Below are 21,872 nucleotides of genomic sequence, written 5' to 3'. Positions count from 1 at the left end.
GATAGATTAGGTTGAAGAAAATAGGAAGTAGATGGAGGTATTAATTGTGAGTGAACTAGAAATGATTATAATGAACATTATAATAAACGCAGGTGAAGCTAAAGCACATGCATATGATGCATTGGAGAAGGTAAATGATGAAATGTATGAGGAAGCTGATGCGTTAATGCAGAAAGCAAGTGAATCATTAGAATTAGCGCATAATGCACAAACTTCTTTATTACAAAAAGAAGCTGCAGGTGAAAAAACTGAAATTACAGTACTTTTTGTACATGCTCAAGATCATTTAATGACAGCTTTAACAGAAAAAAATCTTATTGAGCAAATAGTTAAATTAAGAAAAATTATAAATACATTAGTAGCTAAATAGAGGAGGACAATTTTATGATTAAAATAGCATTATTTTGTGCAGGAGGTATGTCAACAAGCATACTAGTTAAGAAAATTAGAGAGGCAGCAGACCAAAAAAAAATAGAAGTAGACGTTGAAGCTTATCCAGAATCAACATTAAACAAAAGATTAGAAGAAGGAATAGATGTAGCACTACTTGGACCACAAGTAAGATTTAAACTTTCTCAACTAAAAGCTATGTGTGAAACTAAAGGCGTGCCAATAGATGTAATAAATGTAGCAGATTACGGAAGGATGAATGGTGAGAAAGTTTTAGATGCTGCTTTAAAATTAGTTGAAGATAACAAAACAAAAAAATTGGAACCGTAAAGGTTTTGTAGACACAAAGTTTATGTATTAAAGATTTCTTTTTGAGCTTGTTCAAGTGACTCATAATGGGTATCTCGAATAAGCTCTCTTTTTATTATTCGACAAAAAGATTCCAGTACCGTATTATTGATGGATTTCCTTTTCTACTTTTACTGTGAATAATATCATAACGTTTCAATAATCATTGAAATTTTCCAACTGTAAATTGAGCCTTTTGGTCTGTATATACAAGTAAATCTTTTTGAGGATATTTTTTCCATGTGTTTGCATAGATGCATCTATTGCAAGAGTATATTTTAGTCTATTGTTAATAGACCAACCAACAGCTTTTATGAATATATATCTATAAATACTGCAAAGTATAAAGTGTTTTTTGCGCTATAATGTAAGTAATTCCGTCAATCCATACTCCTGATAAATTTAATGTTTTATATGTCTTCTTGATGTTGTATTTTAAGAGGATTAGGAACTTGTTTGGGGAATAAAACCTATGGCACAAATTGTATGCATGTTGGCATGTATTGTTGTTCACTAATTGTAAGGAAAATATTAAAATTATTATAAATATTAGATTTGGAGAGGTGATTTATATATGGATAATGTATTATATATCTTTAAAAATAAAACAGATCCCTATAATTTGAATTACACAATCAGTGGATATTTTTATCTAGCAAACTTCATTACCCATATTATGATGGAATTTGTAGTAATCTACCTAGGGATGAATATTGTTGCCCTATATAATATTGTTCCATTAGTTTTGTTTCCTATATGCATATATCTAAATCACATAGGAAAAAGTAAAGTAGCTATTATTCTGGCATTAATGGAACTTTGTGTATTTTCAATTTTATCAACAATAACAGGTGGATGGAATCTAGGATTTTATTTGTACATGCTTGTAGTGGTTGCATTGGCGTTTTTTTCAAATGCACTTGAAATAAGAGTAAAATTTGTGATAACTGTCATCGTTACTGTAATTTTGAGCGTGTTAAAATTTTATGCACCAGTTCTTGCAATAACTAACGGTTCTGTAACTGCAATGATAATTTACTGTATAAACCTTGTTAGCTCAATAGCTGGTATTGGAATGATTTATTTCTATTTCGATAGTCAAAGAATAGGACTTTCTTTGGAATCAGAAAAATCAAAAAAATTGCTTGATGAGATTGAGAAGATACTGACAAAGAATAAAGAGCTTTCTACACAAGTTTATTCAATTGGTGAACACTTTGCAAGTAACTTTTCAAAGGATATGGAAAATCAGAAAGTCATGGTTGTAGCATCAAATGAAGTGGCATCATGTAGTCAGGAAAATGTTATGATTAACAAACAGATTTACATAAATATTCAAGACTTTTCTGAAATGTTGGAGCGCTTAAAAATATCAGTTGTACAGTTGGTAGAAAACTCAAATGAAGCTAAGATGTCGAATTTAAGCGGTGAAGAAAAGATATCTATGATTAATTCTCAGATGGATGTTAGTGTAAGAAGTACATCTAATTTAGGTGAAGCGGTTTCTTATTTGGAAAACAGAGTAGAAGAAATCAAATCCATTTCTGGAACTATAAAAGCTATTTCATCTCAAATCAATTTGTTAGCATTAAATGCATCCATTGAAGCTGCTCGTGCAGGAGAGCATGGAAGAGGATTTTCTGTAGTTGCAGACGAGATTAGGAAGCTGGCAGAGGAAACAGCTAGCTCAACAAATGAAATTGAAGTTGTTATAAATAATGTGAATGATGGCATCAATGCTGCCAATTGCAATATGAATGAAGTTGATGTAATAATGCAAATTCAGAAGAAACTGACGGATGAAACAAAGATTGTTTTTGAACAGATAAATGAAAAGATTAGAACAATTGTAAGCGAAATTGCTTCAGTCAATGAAGAGATACATGCTATTACTATTTTTAAAGAAAAGATTGTAAAAATGACAGAAGAAACAGAAAAGGCATCAATTCAGGCATTTGCAGAGACGGAGAGAATTGCCGATTCGATTAAGGAACAGGGGGAATCGATGCAGAGTTCTAATATAATTCTTGAACAGCTACTATATTTATCAAGAGAATTGTCTGAGCAAAAAGAGATGGCATAGTCAGAAGGGTTATTCTTAATAATAGGAGGTTAGAAGTGAAAAAGCTTGTAATATATTACTCTCATGATGGAAATACAAAGTTTATTGCAGAAACAATTGCAAGAGAAATCAATGCAGATATCACTGAATTAAAGACGAAAAAAACTATGAATGCGTCAGGTCTGATGAAGGTTGGATGGGGCGTTAGGCAACTTGTTAGTCAAAGTGAACCTATTTTACTTACAATGGAAAAAAATCCAGCAGATTACGATTTGATAATTATTGGTTCACCTGTATGGACTTATACATTTGCTCCCCCAATAAGGACTTTTTTTAAGAAACATTCTATGGTAGGAAAAAAAATTGGGCTCTTTTGTTGCCATGGTGGACAGAAGGGAAGAACACTAGAAAACATGAAAAAATTATTGGATGGAAACATGATTATAGGAGAGTGTGAGTTTTTGGAACCATTAAGCTACGAGAAAGAGAATAATAAGAAAAAGGCAATTGTTTGGGCTAAGAAGATAGTGAATGAATAAGACACAATTCTTGGAATAAAGAGAGGTGATGTGGCAGAAAAATTAGGATTTAGCAAAAGAACGCTTCAGAAGAAATTGAATAAATTAAGAACAAATATGTAAAAGCTTCAGTCCATATTATGGGTAGCAGCTTTTGTACAAAAAACAATATAACAAGTCCAAAATGCCATGATTATTTTTCATCAGACAAGGAAAAGGAAGCAGATTACCATAATAGGTCCGCTATTATGGTAATCTGTTGATGTAGCATGATGGAAAATAGGATTGATAGATGGACTTGTTATTTTTTGAATGTACCGAATACTATCGTACTCTAATAATAAGTGTTGTGGCGTAAATTGATAAAACCATGGCGTTTAATGATGTTAAAATTTGATGAGATAAATAATATAATCCTAACATAAGATGATGTTAAATTTATTGATGAAATAGATGACTATGACATCTGTAAAATATAGGAGGGGTATATATGAGTAAAAAAGTAGCACTAATTACAGGAGCATCTTCAGGTATTGGAAAGGAAACTGCAATCGAACTTTACAAAAGAGGTTTTATAGTTTATGGAGCAGCTAGACGGAAAGAGATGATGAAAGACCTTGAGGTAAAAGGAATACACACCATTTCTTTAGACGTGACAAATGATGAATCTATGGTTAAATGTGTTAATGGGATACTTAAGAATGAAGGAAAAATTGATGTACTCGTGAATAATGCGGGATATGGATCATATGGATCAATAGAGGATGTGCCAATGGAAGAAGCACGTCATCAGGTGGAAGTTAATGTATTTGGACTTGCTCGAATGATACAGCTTGTTGTGCCAAGTATGAGAAAAAATAAATCTGGGAAAATTGTTAATATTTCTTCTATGGGTGGGAAAATATGGACTAAATTTGGTGGTTGGTACCATGCAACTAAGTTTGCAGTAGAAGGTCTTTCTGATTGTTTACGATTAGAATTGGAACCGTTTGGGATCGATGTAATTGTTGTGGAGCCGGGCGGAATAAAAACTGACTGGGGTATTATTGCTGCTGAAAAGCTTAAAACTGCATCTGCAAAGGGTGCATATGCACAAGCTGCCAGCAAAGCAGCTGATGGTATGATTAAGAATTATACTGGAAGTCAACTTTCGAAACCAGAATTAATTGCTCGCTGCATTGGTAAAGCCGTAACCGTAAGAAAGCCGAAAACTCGTTATCTAGTAGGCTATTTTGCAAAACCGATGGTATTCATGAAAACAGTTTTTGGGGATCGTGTTTATGATAGAATCATAAAAATGTTCAGTTAGTATAGTTGTAGAATTATTATTTAATATAAAAGATATTGTTATGTTTGACTACAAGTGAAGTGATAATTGTAAGTATGACAATTAAAAAAATAAAAGGAGAAAAAGTATATGAGAACATTATTCGATAAGACTTCAATAAACAAGGTTCAATTAAAAAACAGATTTATTAGATCGGCTACTACAGAACATTTGGCTGATGAGGCAGGATTTTTAACTGATAGAATTTCAAACTTGTATGAGGATCTTGCAAAAGGTGGTGTTGGACTTATTATTACAAGCCTAGCATATATAACAGAAAATTCAAAAGCTACAAATGGACAAATTGGTCTCTACAGTGATGAACTTATACAGGAATATGAAAAACTGACTTCAACAATCCATAAATATGGAAGCAAAATTTTTGTTCAGCTTGCGTTTGTCACTTTAAATGGAGAATTCTTAACACCAATGAATGTAACAGCTGATGATATTCAATCAATAGTGACTGCATTTGGAGACGCAGCGGCTAGAGCTAAAAAGGCAGGGTTTGATGGTATTCAGATTCATGCAGCCCATGGGTTTTTATTTAGCCAATTTTTATCTCCTTATTTTAACAAGAGAATTGATGAGTATAATGGCAGTATCGATAATCGAGCAAGAATAATTTTTGATTCATATAAAGCTATAAGGGACAAGGTGGGCCCAGATTATCCAGTTATAATAAAAATTAATAGTGAAGATTTTATTAATGAAGGATTGTCCTTTGATGAATGCAAGCAGGTATGCACAAAGTTGGAGGAAATAGGGATGGATGCTATTGAAATTAGTGGGGGAACTCTAATTTCTCCTCCTAATTTAGGTACATCAAGAAAAATATCGAAAAATGAGGAAGCCTATTTCAAGAAATATGCAGAAGAGATAGCAAAAGATATTAATGTACCAGTTATTTTAGTAGGAGGTAACCGTGACTTTGAGTCTATCTCGAATATTTTAAATCAAACTGACATTGAATATTTTTCACTTGCAAGACCTCTTCTATGCGAAAGTAATTTAATTAATAGATGGAAAGAAGGGGATTTTAAACCTGCAAAATGCCTCTCTTGCAATAAGTGTTTGGAATCCACAGAGGATGTAACAAGATGTGTTTTCAATAGGTAATTATCTGAAATTTTGTACTAGTATAAAACCCTCAAAAATCTAAAATTTAGATATTTGTAGGTTAATCTATATAAATTGTAATTATGAATGGAGGAATTAATATGGAAAAGAAAACAGTGGTTATAACAGGAGCTTCATCTGGTATTGGAAAGGAAACAGCTAAATATTTTGCAGAAAAAGGGTGGAAGGTAGCTGCTACTATGAGGTCACCAGAAAGAGAAACTGAATTAACTCAAATTGAAAATGTTAAAATTTATTCACTTGATGTTACAAATCAAGAAACTATTAGCAAAACATATGAAGGTATTTTAAAAGAATTTGGAACAATAGATGTCTTAGTAAATAATGCAGGATATTCATTATTTGGACCATTTGAAATATCTACAGATGAGCAAATTCGCAGAGAGTTTGACGTAAATGTATTTGGCTTATTTAATACTACTAGAACATTTTTGAAGCACTTTAGAGAAAATAAAAAGGGTATAATTGTAAATGTAGCATCTTCAGCAGGAAAAACAACACTTCCATTTATATCAACTTATAATTCTACTAAATTTGCGGTGGAAGGTTTTACAGAATCATTAAGTTATGAACTAAATGATTTTGGAATTAAAGTAAAATTAATTGAGCCTGGTGTGATCAAAACAGATTTCACTGGCAGATCTATGGATCATGCAAAATCAGAAACAATAACTGATTATAATGCATCTCTTAGTAATTTTTATAGCTTAGCTACAGGTGATAGTCAGCAAATATCTAGTGAACCTACACTTGTGGCAGAAGTAATTTATGAAGCAGTTACTGATGGAACAAATACACTAAGATACATTGCGGGTGAAGATGCAAAACAAGCTATATCTATAAGAGAAACTCAAGGTGATGAAGCTTATGTTTCAATGATAAAAGAAAGATTTGCCCTAAAATAATTTAAGAACATATAATTTAAAGCTGTCGCATATTATGGGTGACAGCTTTTGTACAAAATACAATATAGAAATATATATTATTTTACGTTAGGCGACCAAATGATGGCTTATGCAGGCATAGGGTCAGCATATATAAGTGACTATTATAATTAATAAGAAGCTAGTGACTTAAATTGATAAAAGTATGGCAAGTAATGATGTTAATGCGCGATAAAATAGAGAATATAATCTTAACATAGATGAAGTTAAATTAAAGGCAGAAAGAAAAATAAGATTGTAAGAGGATTTAACATGCGGACTGTAATGGCAATAATTGATTTAAAAAGAAAACAGAGGAGAAAAGTGATGTTATATTTATTTAGTTTCTTTATTTCATTATGCATTGGTATTGCACTGTTTTTAAACTTAGATCCAGCTTTTGGTGGAAATCAAACTAAAGAACAGAAAGATATTTATAAGCATTTTAATAATTATAACAATGGAAAATTTGTTAATGAAGTGCCAACAAGTGTGATTACGAATCTATCTGATGGATTATCAACTATTAAGGATTTTTTTTCAGACCCTAAAAATCGAAACCCGGATGGGGAAATTCCGGTTAATGCTATTGAGTGGAACAAAATTAAAAGTGAAAAAGATAGTTTGACTTGGCTTGGACATTCTACTTTTTTACTTAGTATAGATAATAAAAAGATGCTGGTGGACCCTATCTTAGGAACCATTGCATCACCAGTTTCGTTTGCAGGAAGCAAAAGATATAAATATAGTGAAAATATGATGAATATTATTGATGAAATTCCACCTATTGATGCAGTATTTATATCCCATGACCATTACGACCATTTAGATTATCAGTCAATTGTAAAGTTAAAGGATAAAGCATCACATTTCTTTGTTCCTCTTGGGGCAAGTTCTCATTTAATCCGATGGGGTGTTCCAAAAGAAAAAATTACTGAACTCAATTGGTGGGATGAAATTGAATTCCAAGGATTAACTATTTCATTGACACCATCCAGGCACTTTTCCGGAAGGGGAATGTTTAATACTAATACTACTCTATGGGGAGGCTTTGTAATTCTTGGGAAAAACACACGTTTATATGTCAGTGGAGATGGTGGATATGGCCAGCATTTTAAGGAAATTGGAGATAAATACGGACCTTTTGATATTACCTTAATTGAAGGGGGGCAATATGATAAACGTTGGCCAGATATTCATATGATACCAGAACAATCTGTACAGGCAAATTTAGAGGTGAAAGGTAAGAATATGATGTTAATGCATTGGGCGGCATTCTCATTAGCTTATCATGGTTGGAATGAGCCTATAGAACGAGCATCAAAAGAAGCAAAAAAGGAAAAAGTTAACTTAATAGTTCCCATGATTGGTGGGACTGTGTTGTTAGATTCAGACTTAAATATTCCTCCTTCTTCGTGGTGGGAAATCAATTAAGAAAACTCATATTAATTAAATCCTTTTTACATTAAGTTTTGGACAAGAACATTTTATTGGTAAAAAAACAATTAAGAGTAGATAGGAATGTTAACAAATTAAAATCAAAGGAGTAGAATTATGTTACAAAAACAAAAGCGTTTAGTCAGTTATATTGTGGTTACCCTAATTATTACATTCATAATAAATATAGCTATCACATGGATTTCAAGATCTACACGTCAGGAAATCGACTATGGTACCTTTCTTACAATGATTCAAGATAATCAGGTAGAATCAGTAAAGATTGAAGATGATAGGCTTTTAATAACTCCAAAAGAAAATGGGAGTGATAAGAAAGTTTACTACACTGGAACTTTAAATGATCCTCAATTGGTAGATAAGCTTCATACTGCAGGAGTAAAATTTTCAACACCAGTTAAAGATGTGCAGTGGCCTATTGTAACTTTTATACTTACATGGATATTACCTTTTGCTATGTTCTATTTACTAGGTTCATTTATAATGAAGACTTTAGGTAATAGAATTGGTGGAACCGGAGCTATGTCTTTTGGAAAAAGTAATGCAAAGGTATATATTGAGAAAAAGACGGGTGTTACTTTTAATGATGTAGCTGGACAGGAAGAGGCAAAGGAATCACTTAGTGAAATAGTAGATTTTCTTCATAAGCCATCAAGATATACTGAAATAGGAGCTAAACTACCTAAAGGGGCACTATTAGTAGGACCACCAGGTACAGGCAAGACTTTGCTTGCTAAAGCAGTAGCAGGGGAAGCAAATGTGCCTTTCTTTTCTTTATCAGGTTCAAATTTTGTGGAGATGTTTGTAGGAGTTGGTGCTTCTAGAGTTAGAGATTTATTTCAACAAGCGGAGAAGAATGCACCATGTATCGTATTCATCGATGAAATTGACGCAATAGGAAAAAGTCGTGATAGCAAACTTGGTGGAAACGACGAACGTGAACAAACATTAAATCAGCTTTTAGCGGAAATGGATGGATTTGATTCTTCAAAGGGCGTAGTAATACTTGCCGCAACTAATAGACCAGAGATATTGGACAAAGCCCTTTTAAGACCTGGAAGATTTGATCGAAGAGTTATTGTGGATAAACCTGATCTTAAAGGTAGACAAGAGATACTTAAGGTTCATGGGAAAAATGTTAAGCTTGATAGCAGTGTGAATTTGAGAGAAATAGCATTGGCTACTGCAGGTGCTGTTGGAGCAGACCTTGCTAATATGGTAAATGAAGCTGCTTTAAGGGCTGTAAGAATGGGCAGAGATGTGGTTAGACAGGATGACCTATTCGAAGCTGTGGAAACTGTTATCGCAGGTAAAGAGAAGAAAGATAGAATTATGACAGAGGAAGAAAAGAGTTTAGTTGCTTTTCATGAAGTAGGACATGCGCTTGCAGCTGCATTGCAAAAGGAAACACAACCAGTCCATAAGATTACCATTATTCCAAGAACAATGGGAGCACTAGGCTATACAATGCAGATGCCAGAGAAAGAAAAATTTCTTATATCTAAGGAGGAATTAGCAGAGCAAATAGTAGTACTTTTAGCTGGTAGAGCAGCAGAAGAGATTATCTTCAAAAAAGCAACTACAGGAGCTTCAAATGATATTGAAAGAGCCACCCAAATTGCAAGACAGATGGTAACTATATATGGCATGTCAGATAAATTTGGTGTGATGGGGTTGGAGTCAATACAAAATAGATATCTAGATGGAAGACCAATTCAGACTTGCTCTACTGAAACTTCTGCTGAAGTTGATAGAGAAGTTCTTCAAATTATAAACAATTGTTATGAAAAAGCATTAAGTCTTTTAAAAGATAATATGGAATCACTTTGCAAAATTTCATCTCATCTTCTTCACAAAGAAACTATAATGGGTGATGAGTTTATGGATATATTAAATTCAACTAGAGTTTAGGCACAATCAAAAAAATAATAGAACAGTATGATTGCATATTTCGCGTCATAACGGAAGCTCGACTCGATTACTCAGCAAAATCATATAATAGTACAACAATTTATGATTTATTACTTAAGTAATGAAATAAAAAGAAACATAGATAATTGCGAAACTCATTGATAAAAGTGAATAAGGGTTGATTTGAAATTGCAAAAACATTATTAAATGATTTAATGTTTCCTGCTATACAAATAGAATTGTTAAATTATTAAAAAAGGGTGCAAGAAATAAAGCAAAGATATATTTCAATTTTTGGAAGTGAAGTTTATGCTATTAATGGTTTAAGGCTTCGTATATATTCATATTTATGTATTTTATCTGCTACGATGACTGTTATTAACTGAGTTATACCGGCTAGAAGTAAATAAGCATGAAGTGTTTGCTCATTTTGAGTCTTACGCTCCGCAACGCAGTAGCTGTATTTGAAGCGGTTAATATTTTTTTCAACAGCAACTCTAATTTTATAAGTCGTGTCCTATTCTTGGCTTCCACGTGTTGTACCAGGATATGCTCGTAAATTCTTTTCTGGATATATATAAAACATTCGTCCACATTTAGAATTTGTACATGGATTTTCACATTGAGTTACACGTTTGCTCTTTTTAGTTTCTTTATTATATATCCATTTCATTTTAGGGCATACAAACTTCATTGTTGGAATTCTAGAACGAAGATGAGATTTGCTGTCTTCACGCTTCATTTGAAGAGAGGAATCACGCGGACAGCATGGAATGCCGTCTTTGTTTAAAGGGCAATCAGCATTTTCTAGTGTAAGCCTAGTTTTTAAAGGAATATATGCTTTATCAAATTTTAATTCAAGAAGAAGATCACGATAAATTTGAATACTGTCAAAAGCAGCATCGCCTAAAAAAGTTTTAGGATTTATTAGAGGATGCTTCTTAAAGAAATCTTTGAGAACAGGAATAAGAGCCTTAGAATCTGCAAGGGACTTATCTTCATCAGGTGAATAAGACTTTTTCTCAATAATAATATCAGGATGAGCTGTGATAAAATTTTTATTATAAAATGAAATATCTCTTACGATACCGAGGCCATTAGTAATGATGCCGAATTTAAAAGCATAGCAAAAATGCCCATTAATATACATCTGTTGGATGGTCGGATTTGCTGAAGCATGTGTAGGCATAGAACCATAGGCAGCTTTATAAGGATCATAAGATTCATCTAAATTACATGCCTTCTTAAAATTTTTAAGTTGTTTTATAATGCGATTGGCATATTTAGGGTTATTTTCAGTTACAAAAGCCTCAATGCCAGAAGTATCAAAAATAGTCATAGAAGCAAGATTCTCATCAATTTGTTGGCATATTGGTTCGGTCATATCAACAAGATTATCGAACATAGATTGTAAGTCCAAAAGGAAATCTTGTTTAAAACGAGTAAACTTAGAGGAATCAGGAACTTTTAAAAAGCCACAGAAGTCTCTTAGTTCTTGTGAATATTTAAGAAAAATAATTAAAAGAGCATCTGTAGGAATTGAAAAAATACGTTGTAAAATTAAAGAGCTAATCATAGAATAAAGCTTATATTTTCTTCAAATATTTCTTTGCAATCAGAATAAGTATCTGCCAAAGAAAGCTGTTTATATGTTATCATATATATGACTCCTTTCTGAGGTATATGGTGGTTTTGTTTTTTAGTCGATTCAATTTTACCATAAATCAGTGAGGAGTTATTTTATTTTGCTAAAAAAATATCCCGCATTTCTGCGGGTTGCGGCGTTTCGCAAACGCCTAAAAAAGAAACAAATTGAAAGGAGGTATACCTAGTTTTTGTGGTAATTAGTGAATAAAAGACAAAATAAAGAATAATACTATATGTGGAAAGTAAATATGTCGCAAAGGCACGTAGTGAAAGTCGGGCATATATTGAATTGCTTTTAATGGAATCATACCAAAACTAATATAAGTATAAAAGAATTGCAGAGGTAGATAAGGAAAGATATTATCCAAAGAATAAAAAAATGGCATAAATTGATTAAAAAATGGCGCCTTATGATGTTCATCGAGGTACCATTTTTTTGTTATAATTCAATCATCAAATAGAACAACGCAGAATAGTAACATTCAAACACACATTTTAGAAAGAAGAGGTAAACAAAATGAACAAATCAAAAAAGATAGCACTAATCACAGGATCTTACGGCGGACTCGGAACACGCTTTGCAAATATTCATGCGGCATCAGGTGGAGATCTGATCCTGGTAGGCAGAGATCAGACGAAACTTGATGTACAGGCAAAGGAAATAGAGGAAAAGTATCATGTGACAGCACACACGTTTGCAGTAGATCTTTCATCTCCAGAGGCAGCACAGCAGATTTATAATACATGTAAAGAAAATGGATGGGACGTCGATTATTTAATCAATAACGCAGGCTTTGGTGGACAGGGTGATTTCGCTCGTGAGCGTACCATGGAAGAAGATCTCTCTATGATTGCGGTGAATGTAGAGACACCCACAAGACTTTGCAAACTCTTCCTTTCAGATATGGTAAAGAGAGGAAACGGCAAAGTTCTGAATGTCAGCTCGACGGCAGCAACCATGCCAGGACCACTTCAGGCATGTTATTATGCAACAAAAGCCTATGTGACAAGCTGGTCAAATGCAGTATGGAGAGAATTGAAAGGCACAGGAGTAACGATGACATGTCTTATGCCAGGAGCTATGAGCACTGGATTCGCAAATGCTGGTGGCCTTTCTGATACAGCGCTTTTTGCAAATGCAACTGATCCAACACCTGTTGCGCAGGCAGGATACGATGCAATGATTAAGGGAGAAATGAATGTGACAGCAGGACTTGTAGGAATTCAGAAGATCTTCATGAAGCTGACACCAATCCTTCCAAAGAAAATGCTGATGGACAATGTTTATAATATGCAGCTGAGAGGAAGCGCAAAGAAATAAAGTCAGAGAAAAAATTGAATGTTTAGATTAGATTTTATTACAATACACGGAACTACATCGTTGACATCCTGATGAAGAGAAGCTGACAGCAGCACGTGTTTTACACGTAACATAATTAACAAGTTAAAAATCCAAATCAAAGAAAGTGAGGACAAAATTATGGCTTACAAAACAACAAATCCTTACACTGGTGAGGTAACAGCAGAGTTTAACTAACAAATGAGGAACTTTAGGCAAAGCTTGTTAAGACACAGGAGGTATACAAATTATGGTCTAAGACAACATTTGAAGAAAGAGCAGCAATTCTTCAAAGAGCGGCAGAGCTCGCAGTAGAGAGAAGAGAAGAACTTGCAGCAATTAATACAATTGAGACTGGCAAATTAGTTACTATTGCAGCTTGGGAGATGAATATCTGTACGGAAATTATGAGCTATTATGCAGATAATGCAAAAGAATTATTAAAACCTCATTTTGTAAAAACAACAGACCAGATGTCTGGAAATGCAGTTGGTATCTATCAGCCACTGGGCATTATTTACATGATCGAACCGTGGAATGTACCCTTCTTTCAGATGACAAGACCGGCGGCACAGCTAATGGCAGGAAATGTTGTTGTTTTAAAGCATGCTTCGAACTGCCCACAATGCGCACTTACAATGGAGAAGCTATTTAAGGATGCTGGACTTCCGGATGGCTGCCTTACAAATCTTTTTATTGATTATAAGCAGTCTGATGACCTGATTGCAGATCCGCGCATCTGTGGAATTACGCTTACAGGAAGTACAACGGTAGGACGTGGTGTTGCGGCAAAATTGGGTCATAATCTTAAGAAATGTGTTATGGAACTTGGCGGTTCAGATGCCATGGTTGTTATGCCGGATGCAGATATTCAGAAGTCTGTGCAGGGTGCGATTGATCAGATGATAGTAGGTAATCCATTAAATCCAGAAACCACTCTTGCTCCAGTATGCTCAAAGAAAGCGGCTGATAAAGTAAGAGCACAGATAGAAAAAGCAGTAGCCAATGAAGCAAAAATGCTGGATAAAATAACAATGGGGTACAAACGTTGTAAGTTTTCTATGATTAAGGAACAAAAATTATTTTTTTGTTGGTGTGAAGTTAACACTACCACAATCACCTATTGAAATTTATAATGAAGTAAGAGAAGTAGGCATCGAAGTAGATTACCTTATAAACAATGCCGGATTTGGAGGACGTGGTTATTTTCATGAACGTCCAATGGAATTAGATTTACAAATGATTCAAGTTAATATAGTCACATTAACTACTTTAACAATGTTCTTTTTACTTGACTTTGTAAAAAGAAATAGTGGTAAGGTACTAAATGTATAATCAACAGCAGCTCTTATGGTTGGTCCATTACAAGCTGTTTACTATGCATCAAAAGTTTATGTTTTATCTTTTAGCAATGCAATAGCACAAGAATTATAATGATACAAACGTAACAGTTACAGCATTATTACCTGAAGTAACAAAAACAGAATTTGCAAAAACATCTGATATGAATAATACACCTTTATTTGCTAAGATAGGCAGTCCATATATTGTAGCCAATGTTACAAGGTAAATTAGATATTATTGTAGGGGTTACAGCTTCTCAAAAAGCTATGATGAGTATGTTACAAATTATGCCTAAAAAATTAATGTTAAAACAAATATATCAAATACAACAAGAAAAATAAAAATGAATAAATTCAAAAAGGAGTAGAATAAATGATTTTTTATTTCACAGGAACGGGTAATTCGGGGTATGTAGCAAGTGAAATTGCAAAGGCAAATAATGATACAATAATTTCTATTTCTAAGCTAATTAATGAAAAAAAAGAATTAGATTTTACTTTAAAGGATGGAGAAGTTATTGGGATTATATATCCTATTTATGCTTATTCACTTCCGAATATGGTAAAGGAATTTATTAAAAATGTTAAATTTAAGAATTATAAAAATAATTATGTTTTTTCAGTAGCTACTTGTGGTGATGATGCAGGAAATGCTATAGGGATAATAAAAAAAGATCTTAATAATAAAGAGATGACTTTAAATAGTGGATTCTCAATTATTATGCCAAATAATTATATAATATTAGGTGACGTAGATTCAAAAGAAGTGGAAAGAAGAAAGCTTGAGAATGCTAAAAATAAAATAAAAAAAATAAACACATTAATAAAAGAAAGAAAACAAAATGTATTTGAGCTAGAAAAAGGACTTACATCAAGGTTTTTAACTGGTGCAATGAATACGATTTTTGAAATATTTTTTAATAATGTATCAAAATTTTATTCAACGGATGATTGTGTATCATGTGGAAAGTGTGAAAAAGTATGTACTTCAAATATAATAACATTAGCAAAAGGAAAACCTCAGTGGAGTGGTGAGTGCTCTCAATGTTTGGCATGTATTCATCATTGTCCTAAAAAAGCAATACAATATGGAAAATCAACAATTAAAAAAGGGAGATACATTAATCCGTATTTTAAAGAAATATCTACTGATAGATATGGAAGGAGTTTAAATGTCTAATAATAAATTTATACTAGATAGAAAATTTGCAGATTTAATCGGAAGTCTTGGCATATCAATTGCAGAAGTACTAAAAAAATCTAACTTACCTGAAGATTTATTTAGTCATCAAATACCTTCTTTAACAGCAATTGAATATATAAGATTTATGGAAATACTAAAAGAGTTATCAAATGATGAGTGTGTCCCAATAAAGATTGGTACAATAGAAAATATAGAAACATTTTCGCCACCTATATTTGCGGCTTATTGCAGTAGGAATGCATTAACTTGTATGAAAAGAATATCAACATATAAAAAACTTATAGGCCCATTAGTATTCCTAGTTAATGAAAACAAAGATAACATAACATTGGAGATGAGTTTTGAAAATAAAGAAAGCGAATTACCAGAGTTTTTAGTTGAAATAGAAATGGTATTTTTAGTGCAACTTATTAGAAATGCTACCAAAACTCATAGTATACCTAAGGAAGTTATGACAAAGCATAAGATAGATAATGATAATTATGAAAAGTTTTTTGGAATAAGGCCTAAAGTAGGAACAAGAAACATATTGACTATATCAAAGGAAGATGCGCTACGTCCTTTTATAAGCCAAAATGATGTTATGTGGGAGTATTTTAAGCCAGAATTAAGAAGGCGACTTAGCGAATTAGAAATAGATGACACTTATGCAGCTAGAGTTAGAAGTGCACTTATAGAACTTTTACCAGCAGGAGAAGGAAGCATAGATGATGTGTCATCAAAATTAGGTTGTAGCACAAGAACTCTTCAAAGAAAATTAAAAGAAGAAGATACTACATTCCAAAAACAGCTAAACCATACTAGAGAACTACTTGCAAGGCATTATTTAAAAAATTCAGATATATCGAGTGATGATATAGCTTACCTATTAGGGTATCAAGATTTAAATTCTTTTGTAAGAGCATTTCATATATGGACTGGTATAACAATAAGTGAGTATAAAAAGAAAATAAATAATTAGTTCTTTCGGGATGGATACTATCTTTTTAATGGTATTTTAGATTAATAAGTAAATAGTTTTATTAAAAACTTAAAGAGGAGGACGGTAGTGTTACAGTGACAATGCAGATTAATCAACTTTCTAGAAATAGTGGTACTGAAAATATATCTAAAGCATTTTAAAGTGGTTTCAATGACGAGATAAAGATATTTATAAACGCTGATTAGAAATTTATAAGTTAATTATTCAAATTTTAAATACGAATAAAATATATAAAATTTAACAAGAATACTAATGTAGTAGATATTAATACATTAACTCCTAAATATCATAAAGATAAAACTGATGGAGATGAAGAAAGACAGCACTATGTTATAAAAACATATAAAAATACTAATAGAGCAGTATTAATTTTTGAAAAAATAATTGGTGCTGTAACAATTGGAATGATTTCTGAAAATATAAATAAGATATATAGGCAATGGGTCAAGGATAATTTTGCGAAAGAAAAATGTGATAAATTATTAGGCTTTGAAATTAAAATAGAAATAGTTCCTTCACCAGATTTTGTTAAGGAACTTGAAAAAATGGATAAAATATCACTTCTTAGAGTAAGTGTAGATAAAGAAAATCTTACTCAAGATGAAGATATTGCTTATGGTGAAGAGAATGTATTAAGAAAAAATGTAGATGTGTGGTATAGACCAATAAAAGGGTTATCATTTTCCAAATCTAAAGTTATTAAATACTTTGAAAACTTTAATAATCCAACTAAAAAAGAAAAAATAAGTAGAATTGTTATTGGTGGTAGAGCTGATGGAAACCCAATATCGCTTGATACAGAACGTATGAAATTAAGTAAATATATAGAAACAGAGTTAAGTGTCGATGGATTAGTTAACAGTGAAGACATATTTAAAAATTATAATAAATTGCTTAATGTAGAATTTAAGGAGTATTTTAATAATATATTTTTAGAAATTGAAGAAAGTGAGGAATAAACATGTTTAAGAAAATATATATAATCTTATTCAATTTTTTTAAGACAAGTAAAAGAAATGAGTTATTTGAAATGATAATATTACCGATTATTATTTCAATTATATTATATATATTTTCTAAAAACTTAATAATAAAAATAGATGATTTTGTTTGTGATTTTAATAATACAGTAATTTCAATAACGGCATTACTAGTTGCCTTTGGGGTGGCTTCTCTAAGCATTTTGGTAACATCTTCTATATCTATTTTTTCTCAAACATTTGTGGTAATGAGTATATATTATTTATTCGTTGAACCGAAAAAAAAGAAATGATAATTTAATGGAGCAGTAGCCAGGAGCAATCCACTACTGCTTATTTTTTTTGTGTAAAATTTTAAATATCATGCTTACAGAATGTGTTATAATCAATGCATGATGGTAAATAATGATGAAGTAATTGAAGTAAGGTAGAGCTAATTTTATGAATTTAATGATTATAATTATTGTGAGAGTTTATAGAGCAGCAGTAAGGGGCAATCAAACTACTGCTTTTGCTATTATTTCTTGACATATTCCTCGTAAGGGAATGGAACTATAATTTCTCCATTAATGATTTTATAATTGGTATTTTCTATAGGATTCAAATTGTTAACTAAATTCATTCCAACATTATAAAATACTTCAGCTAAAACTTTTGGATCTTGAATAACAGTACCAGTCATAAATCCTTTATCAATTAAATCTCTAGCTTCAGGTATAGCATCAATTCCTACAACTGCTATATTTTTCGATTCATCCCCTGTGTTAAATCCATATTTTTGTAATGCTTCGATAGCGCCTATTGCCATAGCATCATTGTTTGATATTATTGCTTCAATTCTATCATTATATCTAAGAAATAGAGATTCAATAGAATCTCTAGCTAATTCTTTAAACCAATTAGCATTTATAAGTGCAAGTTGTTGTGTACTGATTCCAGAGTTATTAATTGTTGAAATAACATAATTTGTTCTATCAATTGCTACAGGATTATCAATTTCACCTTGTAATAAAACATACTGCAAGATGTTATCATTATTTTTATCTATAGCTTTTTTATTAGAATTCCATAAATTAACTAAAATATTACCTTGAACAGTACCAGCTAAATCAGAATTTGCTAATATAAATGCAGCTTTTTTATAATTTTTAGAAACTTTTGATACTACATCTTGAGGAACATCTAAAAAAACTATTGGAATTTCTTTTGGCTTAACTATACCAAAAGCTCCATTTACAGCATTTTCACTTATATCAGCTAAGTTTGCCATAACTAAATCGACGCTACCTCTATTAACAATAGAATCTAATTCTTCATTTTGCAAAGCTATATTATTTTTTCCATCATGAAAAGTAAAATGAATTTTAGTTGGATTTTCTTTTTGAATATTTTCTAAGCTTTGTTTGAGTGATGACATGAAAGGATCATCAAAGGTATATAGTAATACATCAACATTAACTATTTTATCGTTACTAGCATATACGTTATTATCATAATTAATACTTAGTTTAGCAATTATGACGATAACAAAAAAAAATATAGCTATTTTTTTAAAAAGCATTACTTTATTCCTCCATATACTTTATTTTTAGTTATAGGAGTATGATGTCTTCTTATATAAAAATTTATTCAATATTTAAAATTATACATCTCTATCACCAATTAGTACAACTTTGGTAAATTTTTGTGCAATATTAGAAGGAGAGTGATATTTTAATGAAATTTATAGATATTTAAAAAGAAATAAATTGCCATTTTTCATATCAATTCTATATGTTTCTACTAAAACAGCAAATAACATAAAAGAATTTAGACTTCGGATAAGAGATGATAAGGTGATAGAGCATGAGACAACAAATCCATCTTTTACTGTAATGACTGATGAAGAAGTGTTTAGTTTTTGTACTTCAAAATTTATAGAAAAATTCAAGGAATTTAAAATCAATACATTAACTGAAATTGAAAAGGCAAAAAACAATATTAGCATAAAAGATGAACCAGGACGTGATGACTTATTATATATCACAAGTATTCCATGGGTTTCATTTACTAATATAACTCACCCAATTCAAATGAGTCCTGTTGATAGTATTCCAAGAATATCATGGGGAAATTTTTTTGAGGAAAGTGGTAAAATTAAGTTGCCAATATCCATACAAGTACATCATGCATTGGTTGATGGAATACATATTGGACAATATTTTAGTATTATCCAAGAGATTTTAGACAACCCAGAAAATTACTTGGAAATATAATTTAAATAGAAGTTTTTATATCATGTTGATGAACAATGTAGTAATTGTGTATTAATAAAAATAGGGATCATGCATAAATATGAGCTCTTTAAGTATATACATGAACCGAGAATACCCAACCACTGGTATTATCATTTGGTATTTTAGAAAAAAGAACAAAAGACAGTAAATCGTTAATTAATTTGCTGTCTTTTGGCAACCTGCCAAGCTATAAAAGATTAGCAATTATAGTATTAGTAAATTTCCAATATTTATACTATGGATTATTTTAGCTTTATATAATATAATATTCCACAATAACATTAAGGAGGTGATTTTATTTTATGAAGAATGTGACTATAGATACAATAAGAGATCTTCCAGAAGGTGAACAAGAAGTAATATTATATTTAGCAGAAATATTTAAAGGTGAAGAAGATAAAATATTAGAATATTGTAAAAGCGAATTTATTAACGTTAACTAAATAATCATATAAATGCAGTCATTAATTTGGCTGCTTATTTTTTTAGCAAAAAAAGAGATAGTAATAGGTGCGTTGTTATGGAATGAGTTAATTACTATCTCTAAAATAATTATGAAATTGAGTTTTAGTTTTTCAATTAGATTATTGACAAAGATTTATGGTATTATACAATTAATGTATAACTTCCAAGTAATAGGTGGATCTAATTTTATCACGAGATCCAGATGGATGGTAAAATTAAAACTTTAAGGAGACATAAATTAATCATGTTTAATGAGCGTTTGGAAAAATATCGAGATGAACTTCACTTAAAACAAAATGAGATGGCATATAAATTAAAAGTAAGCGATGGATACTATAGCTTAATTGAAAGCGGCAAAAGATATCCTTCAAAAAAGTAATGGAGAAACTTGTATTAATAAGTGAACTTCCTGAAGAATATTGGATCTATGGAATGATCAAAGAAGAGGACGTAAATACTAAGGATGATTTTAAAAGTTTAAAAAGAGCTTTAGAGACTATATTCTTAATGGGTGATGGTAAATTATGACGACTTAATTATTAATATATTAGGATAAGGAACGCTGAATCGTACCATACGTAAATGAGGTTTTTACTAAATTTGGTGTCAAGTTTTTAAAACGTTTATATTATTAAATAACATGATTAAAAATATTTGTTTAGGATAATTAAAAGTAAACTATATCATAAATAAAGAAGACTCTTTTGGTATAGGAGTTTGGTATGGTTCGCCTCCACCATGAAACCCACGACAATGAAGAAAATGTGTTGTCGTGGGTTATTTATTTTGAATTAAGGGTAATAAGCATATCATAAATAGGTTAAGTTTATTACTATTTGGGGATAATAATATATTAATAAATATCGCTAATATTTTAATTAAATTAAGTATTAACGGTATTTTTTTAGGATAAAGAGAAAGTTTAAAATAAGTTATTATAGTCGTTTATTAGTAATCTTTTAAATTGACATTCAAAATTTATAATGTTATACTTATGATAGTTAGCCGGCTAACTATTGTAAGGGAGATTATTTATGGATAACTTTACTTTTATTGATCGTCCTGATAATCAGCGTTTGCAGTTGATGAAAAATGTTTATTCGGAAGTAAATTCAGATATTGTAAAATTATTCATTGATTTTCAATGGACATATCGTAATATGCAAAAACAATATGATTATATCCTTGATAAGAACGATTTAAGTGAATCAAGATTTATTATTTTGATGTTTTTATATCAAGCTCCAAACCAAACATTGTTGCCTTCAGCTATTTCTGAGAAATTGGGAGCCACTCGTGCAACAGTTAGTAAATTATTAAAAGGAATGGAGATGAAGGGTTGGATTTTAAAAAGTACTTCCACTACAGATAAACGTTCATTATTTGTTCAACTTACTGAAACAGGAAATCATGTTTTAGAGAAATTTTTACCAGGAAATTTTAGCATCGTTAACAATTTGCTGGGTTGCCTGTCTAATGAAGAAATTCAGCTACTCTCAAATTTATTAAAAAAAATTAATGATAGCACTCAAAAATATACCCAAGAAAAGGAGAAATAAAAG

General features: G+C 31.2%; 22 protein-coding genes and 2 pseudogenes. 22 read left to right on the top strand and 2 right to left on the bottom strand.

Annotated elements, in window-relative coordinates; all coding sequences use genetic code 11:
* Positions 1 to 46: 46 nt before the first annotated feature.
* The 9 genes from CSPA_RS15870 (at position 47) to ftsH (ending at position 10,074) form a co-directional block, all read left to right on the top strand.
* Positions 47 to 370 (top strand): PTS sugar transporter subunit IIA, encoded by a 324-nt coding sequence (locus CSPA_RS15870; protein WP_015393345.1) that lies wholly within the window; start codon positions 47 to 49, stop codon positions 368 to 370.
* 14 nt (positions 371 to 384) lie between these two features.
* A complete protein-coding gene (locus CSPA_RS15865) occupies positions 385 to 720 on the top strand; it encodes a PTS sugar transporter subunit IIB (protein WP_015393344.1) in 336 nt (111 codons plus the stop codon).
* A 592-nt stretch (positions 721 to 1,312) separates the two neighbouring features.
* Positions 1,313 to 2,821 (top strand): methyl-accepting chemotaxis protein, encoded by a 1,509-nt coding sequence (locus tag CSPA_RS15860; protein WP_015393343.1) that lies wholly within the window; start codon positions 1,313 to 1,315, stop codon positions 2,819 to 2,821.
* Positions 2,822 to 2,856: 35 nt separating this feature from the next.
* A complete protein-coding gene (locus CSPA_RS15855; protein ID WP_015393342.1) occupies positions 2,857 to 3,339 on the top strand; it encodes a flavodoxin family protein in 483 nt (160 codons plus the stop codon).
* Between the two features lie 469 nt (positions 3,340 to 3,808).
* Positions 3,809 to 4,627, top strand: a complete 819-nt coding sequence (locus CSPA_RS15850; protein WP_015393341.1) for an oxidoreductase — start codon at positions 3,809 to 3,811, stop codon at positions 4,625 to 4,627.
* A gap of 108 nt (positions 4,628 to 4,735) precedes the next feature.
* A complete protein-coding gene (locus tag CSPA_RS15845) occupies positions 4,736 to 5,764 on the top strand; it encodes an NADH:flavin oxidoreductase (protein ID WP_015393340.1) in 1,029 nt (342 codons plus the stop codon).
* Positions 5,765 to 5,865: 101 nt separating this feature from the next.
* Complete coding sequence (locus CSPA_RS15840) at positions 5,866 to 6,690, top strand: SDR family oxidoreductase (RefSeq protein ID WP_015393339.1); 825 nt, start codon at positions 5,866 to 5,868, stop codon at positions 6,688 to 6,690.
* Between the two features lie 291 nt (positions 6,691 to 6,981).
* Complete coding sequence (locus CSPA_RS15835; protein ID WP_015393338.1) at positions 6,982 to 8,142, top strand: MBL fold metallo-hydrolase; 1,161 nt, start codon at positions 6,982 to 6,984, stop codon at positions 8,140 to 8,142.
* Positions 8,143 to 8,262: 120 nt separating this feature from the next.
* A complete protein-coding gene (ftsH, locus tag CSPA_RS15830; RefSeq protein ID WP_015393337.1) occupies positions 8,263 to 10,074 on the top strand; it encodes an ATP-dependent zinc metalloprotease FtsH in 1,812 nt (603 codons plus the stop codon).
* Between the two features lie 396 nt (positions 10,075 to 10,470).
* Here ftsH and CSPA_RS15825 read toward each other — a convergent pair.
* A pseudogene (locus CSPA_RS15825) lies at positions 10,471 to 11,733 on the bottom strand (transposase).
* A gap of 505 nt (positions 11,734 to 12,238) precedes the next feature.
* Between CSPA_RS15825 and CSPA_RS15820 the strand changes: the two are divergent.
* The 8 genes and pseudogenes from CSPA_RS15820 (at position 12,239) to CSPA_RS15790 (ending at position 17,862) form a co-directional block, all read left to right on the top strand.
* Positions 12,239 to 13,042, top strand: a complete 804-nt coding sequence (locus CSPA_RS15820; RefSeq protein ID WP_015393335.1) for an SDR family NAD(P)-dependent oxidoreductase — start codon at positions 12,239 to 12,241, stop codon at positions 13,040 to 13,042.
* Between the two features lie 260 nt (positions 13,043 to 13,302).
* Positions 13,303 to 14,187: pseudogene (locus tag CSPA_RS15815) on the top strand (aldehyde dehydrogenase family protein); the annotation flags it as partial.
* The gene (locus CSPA_RS30590) at positions 14,156 to 14,395 is read left to right on the top strand and encodes an SDR family NAD(P)-dependent oxidoreductase (RefSeq protein ID WP_015393333.1); all 240 of its coding nucleotides are present in this window, start codon (positions 14,156 to 14,158) and stop codon (positions 14,393 to 14,395) included. The pseudogene CSPA_RS15815 and the gene CSPA_RS30590, both read left to right, overlap by 32 nt.
* A 221-nt stretch (positions 14,396 to 14,616) precedes the next feature.
* Positions 14,617 to 14,745 carry a hypothetical protein gene (locus CSPA_RS30790; protein ID WP_278046219.1) on the top strand — a complete coding sequence of 43 codons (129 nt, stop codon included), beginning with the start codon at positions 14,617 to 14,619 and terminating at the stop codon, positions 14,743 to 14,745.
* A gap of 31 nt (positions 14,746 to 14,776) precedes the next feature.
* Positions 14,777 to 15,583: an EFR1 family ferrodoxin gene (locus CSPA_RS15805; RefSeq protein ID WP_015393332.1), complete on the top strand. Its 807-nt coding sequence runs from the start codon at positions 14,777 to 14,779 to the stop codon at positions 15,581 to 15,583.
* Complete coding sequence (locus tag CSPA_RS15800; protein WP_015393331.1) at positions 15,576 to 16,568, top strand: helix-turn-helix domain-containing protein; 993 nt, start codon at positions 15,576 to 15,578, stop codon at positions 16,566 to 16,568. Before CSPA_RS15805 ends, CSPA_RS15800 begins: the two co-directional genes overlap by 8 nt.
* A 425-nt stretch (positions 16,569 to 16,993) precedes the next feature.
* A complete protein-coding gene (locus CSPA_RS15795; protein ID WP_015393330.1) occupies positions 16,994 to 17,548 on the top strand; it encodes a hypothetical protein in 555 nt (184 codons plus the stop codon).
* A gap of 2 nt (positions 17,549 to 17,550) precedes the next feature.
* Positions 17,551 to 17,862, top strand: coding sequence for a hypothetical protein (locus CSPA_RS15790; protein ID WP_015393329.1), 312 nt, complete (start codon positions 17,551 to 17,553; stop codon positions 17,860 to 17,862).
* 224 nt (positions 17,863 to 18,086) lie between these two features.
* On the opposite strand, the gene CSPA_RS15785 is transcribed toward CSPA_RS15790, so the two are convergent.
* Positions 18,087 to 19,130, bottom strand: a complete 1,044-nt coding sequence (locus CSPA_RS15785; protein ID WP_015393328.1) for a galactose ABC transporter substrate-binding protein — start codon at positions 19,128 to 19,130, stop codon at positions 18,087 to 18,089.
* A gap of 160 nt (positions 19,131 to 19,290) precedes the next feature.
* On the opposite strand from CSPA_RS15785, the gene CSPA_RS15780 reads away from it, so the two are divergent.
* The 5 genes from CSPA_RS15780 to CSPA_RS15770 all read left to right on the top strand — a co-directional run bounded on the left by CSPA_RS15780 (position 19,291) and on the right by CSPA_RS15770 (position 21,869).
* The gene (locus CSPA_RS15780) at positions 19,291 to 19,824 is read left to right on the top strand and encodes a chloramphenicol acetyltransferase (RefSeq protein WP_081603990.1); all 534 of its coding nucleotides are present in this window, start codon (positions 19,291 to 19,293) and stop codon (positions 19,822 to 19,824) included.
* 323 nt (positions 19,825 to 20,147) lie between these two features.
* Positions 20,148 to 20,288: a hypothetical protein gene (locus tag CSPA_RS30225; protein ID WP_015393326.1), complete on the top strand. Its 141-nt coding sequence runs from the start codon at positions 20,148 to 20,150 to the stop codon at positions 20,286 to 20,288.
* A 281-nt stretch (positions 20,289 to 20,569) separates the two neighbouring features.
* The gene (locus CSPA_RS15775) at positions 20,570 to 20,689 is read left to right on the top strand and encodes a helix-turn-helix domain-containing protein (RefSeq protein WP_242838567.1); all 120 of its coding nucleotides are present in this window, start codon (positions 20,570 to 20,572) and stop codon (positions 20,687 to 20,689) included.
* On the top strand, positions 20,689 to 20,838 hold the full coding sequence (locus tag CSPA_RS30220) for a hypothetical protein (protein WP_015393324.1): 150 nt from the start codon (positions 20,689 to 20,691) through the stop codon (positions 20,836 to 20,838). The genes CSPA_RS15775 and CSPA_RS30220 overlap by 1 nt, the downstream gene beginning before the upstream one ends.
* 506 nt (positions 20,839 to 21,344) lie before the next feature.
* Positions 21,345 to 21,869: a MarR family winged helix-turn-helix transcriptional regulator gene (locus CSPA_RS15770; RefSeq protein WP_015393323.1), complete on the top strand. Its 525-nt coding sequence runs from the start codon at positions 21,345 to 21,347 to the stop codon at positions 21,867 to 21,869.
* The last annotated feature ends 3 nt before the right edge of the window (positions 21,870 to 21,872 follow it).

Origin of the sequence: Clostridium saccharoperbutylacetonicum N1-4(HMT) (genome assembly GCF_000340885.1) — a bacterium.
In the GTDB taxonomy this organism is placed as follows: Bacteria; Bacillota; Clostridia; order Clostridiales; family Clostridiaceae; genus Clostridium; species Clostridium saccharoperbutylacetonicum.
This window is presented reverse-complemented; position numbering and strand designations above follow the sequence as displayed.

What these genes read in the sequence shown, in the direction of transcription:
- CSPA_RS15795 (WP_015393330.1), top strand. Translation starts at nt 16,994, where the DNA reads ATGATTTCTGAAAATATAAATAAGATATATAGGCAATGGGTCAAGGAT.
- CSPA_RS30790 (WP_278046219.1), top strand. Translation starts at nt 14,617, where the DNA reads ATGTTACAAGGTAAATTAGATATTATTGTAGGGGTTACAGCTTCTCAA.
- CSPA_RS15850 (WP_015393341.1), top strand. Translation starts at nt 3,809, where the DNA reads ATGAGTAAAAAAGTAGCACTAATTACAGGAGCATCTTCAGGTATTGGA.
- CSPA_RS15865 (WP_015393344.1), top strand. Translation starts at nt 385, where the DNA reads ATGATTAAAATAGCATTATTTTGTGCAGGAGGTATGTCAACAAGCATA.
- CSPA_RS15840 (WP_015393339.1), top strand. Translation starts at nt 5,866, where the DNA reads ATGGAAAAGAAAACAGTGGTTATAACAGGAGCTTCATCTGGTATTGGA.
- CSPA_RS15835 (WP_015393338.1), top strand. Translation starts at nt 6,982, where the DNA reads ATGCGGACTGTAATGGCAATAATTGATTTAAAAAGAAAACAGAGGAGA.
- CSPA_RS15785 (WP_015393328.1), bottom strand. Translation starts at nt 19,130, where the DNA reads ATGCTTTTTAAAAAAATAGCTATATTTTTTTTTGTTATCGTCATAATT.
- CSPA_RS15860 (WP_015393343.1), top strand. Translation starts at nt 1,313, where the DNA reads ATGGATAATGTATTATATATCTTTAAAAATAAAACAGATCCCTATAAT.
- CSPA_RS15845 (WP_015393340.1), top strand. Translation starts at nt 4,736, where the DNA reads ATGAGAACATTATTCGATAAGACTTCAATAAACAAGGTTCAATTAAAA.
- CSPA_RS30220 (WP_015393324.1), top strand. Translation starts at nt 20,689, where the DNA reads ATGGAGAAACTTGTATTAATAAGTGAACTTCCTGAAGAATATTGGATC.
- CSPA_RS15790 (WP_015393329.1), top strand. Translation starts at nt 17,551, where the DNA reads ATGTTTAAGAAAATATATATAATCTTATTCAATTTTTTTAAGACAAGT.
- CSPA_RS15805 (WP_015393332.1), top strand. Translation starts at nt 14,777, where the DNA reads ATGATTTTTTATTTCACAGGAACGGGTAATTCGGGGTATGTAGCAAGT.
- CSPA_RS15770 (WP_015393323.1), top strand. Translation starts at nt 21,345, where the DNA reads ATGGATAACTTTACTTTTATTGATCGTCCTGATAATCAGCGTTTGCAG.
- CSPA_RS15800 (WP_015393331.1), top strand. Translation starts at nt 15,576, where the DNA reads ATGTCTAATAATAAATTTATACTAGATAGAAAATTTGCAGATTTAATC.
- CSPA_RS15820 (WP_015393335.1), top strand. Translation starts at nt 12,239, where the DNA reads ATGAACAAATCAAAAAAGATAGCACTAATCACAGGATCTTACGGCGGA.
- CSPA_RS30225 (WP_015393326.1), top strand. Translation starts at nt 20,148, where the DNA reads ATGAAGAATGTGACTATAGATACAATAAGAGATCTTCCAGAAGGTGAA.
- ftsH (WP_015393337.1), top strand. Translation starts at nt 8,263, where the DNA reads ATGTTACAAAAACAAAAGCGTTTAGTCAGTTATATTGTGGTTACCCTA.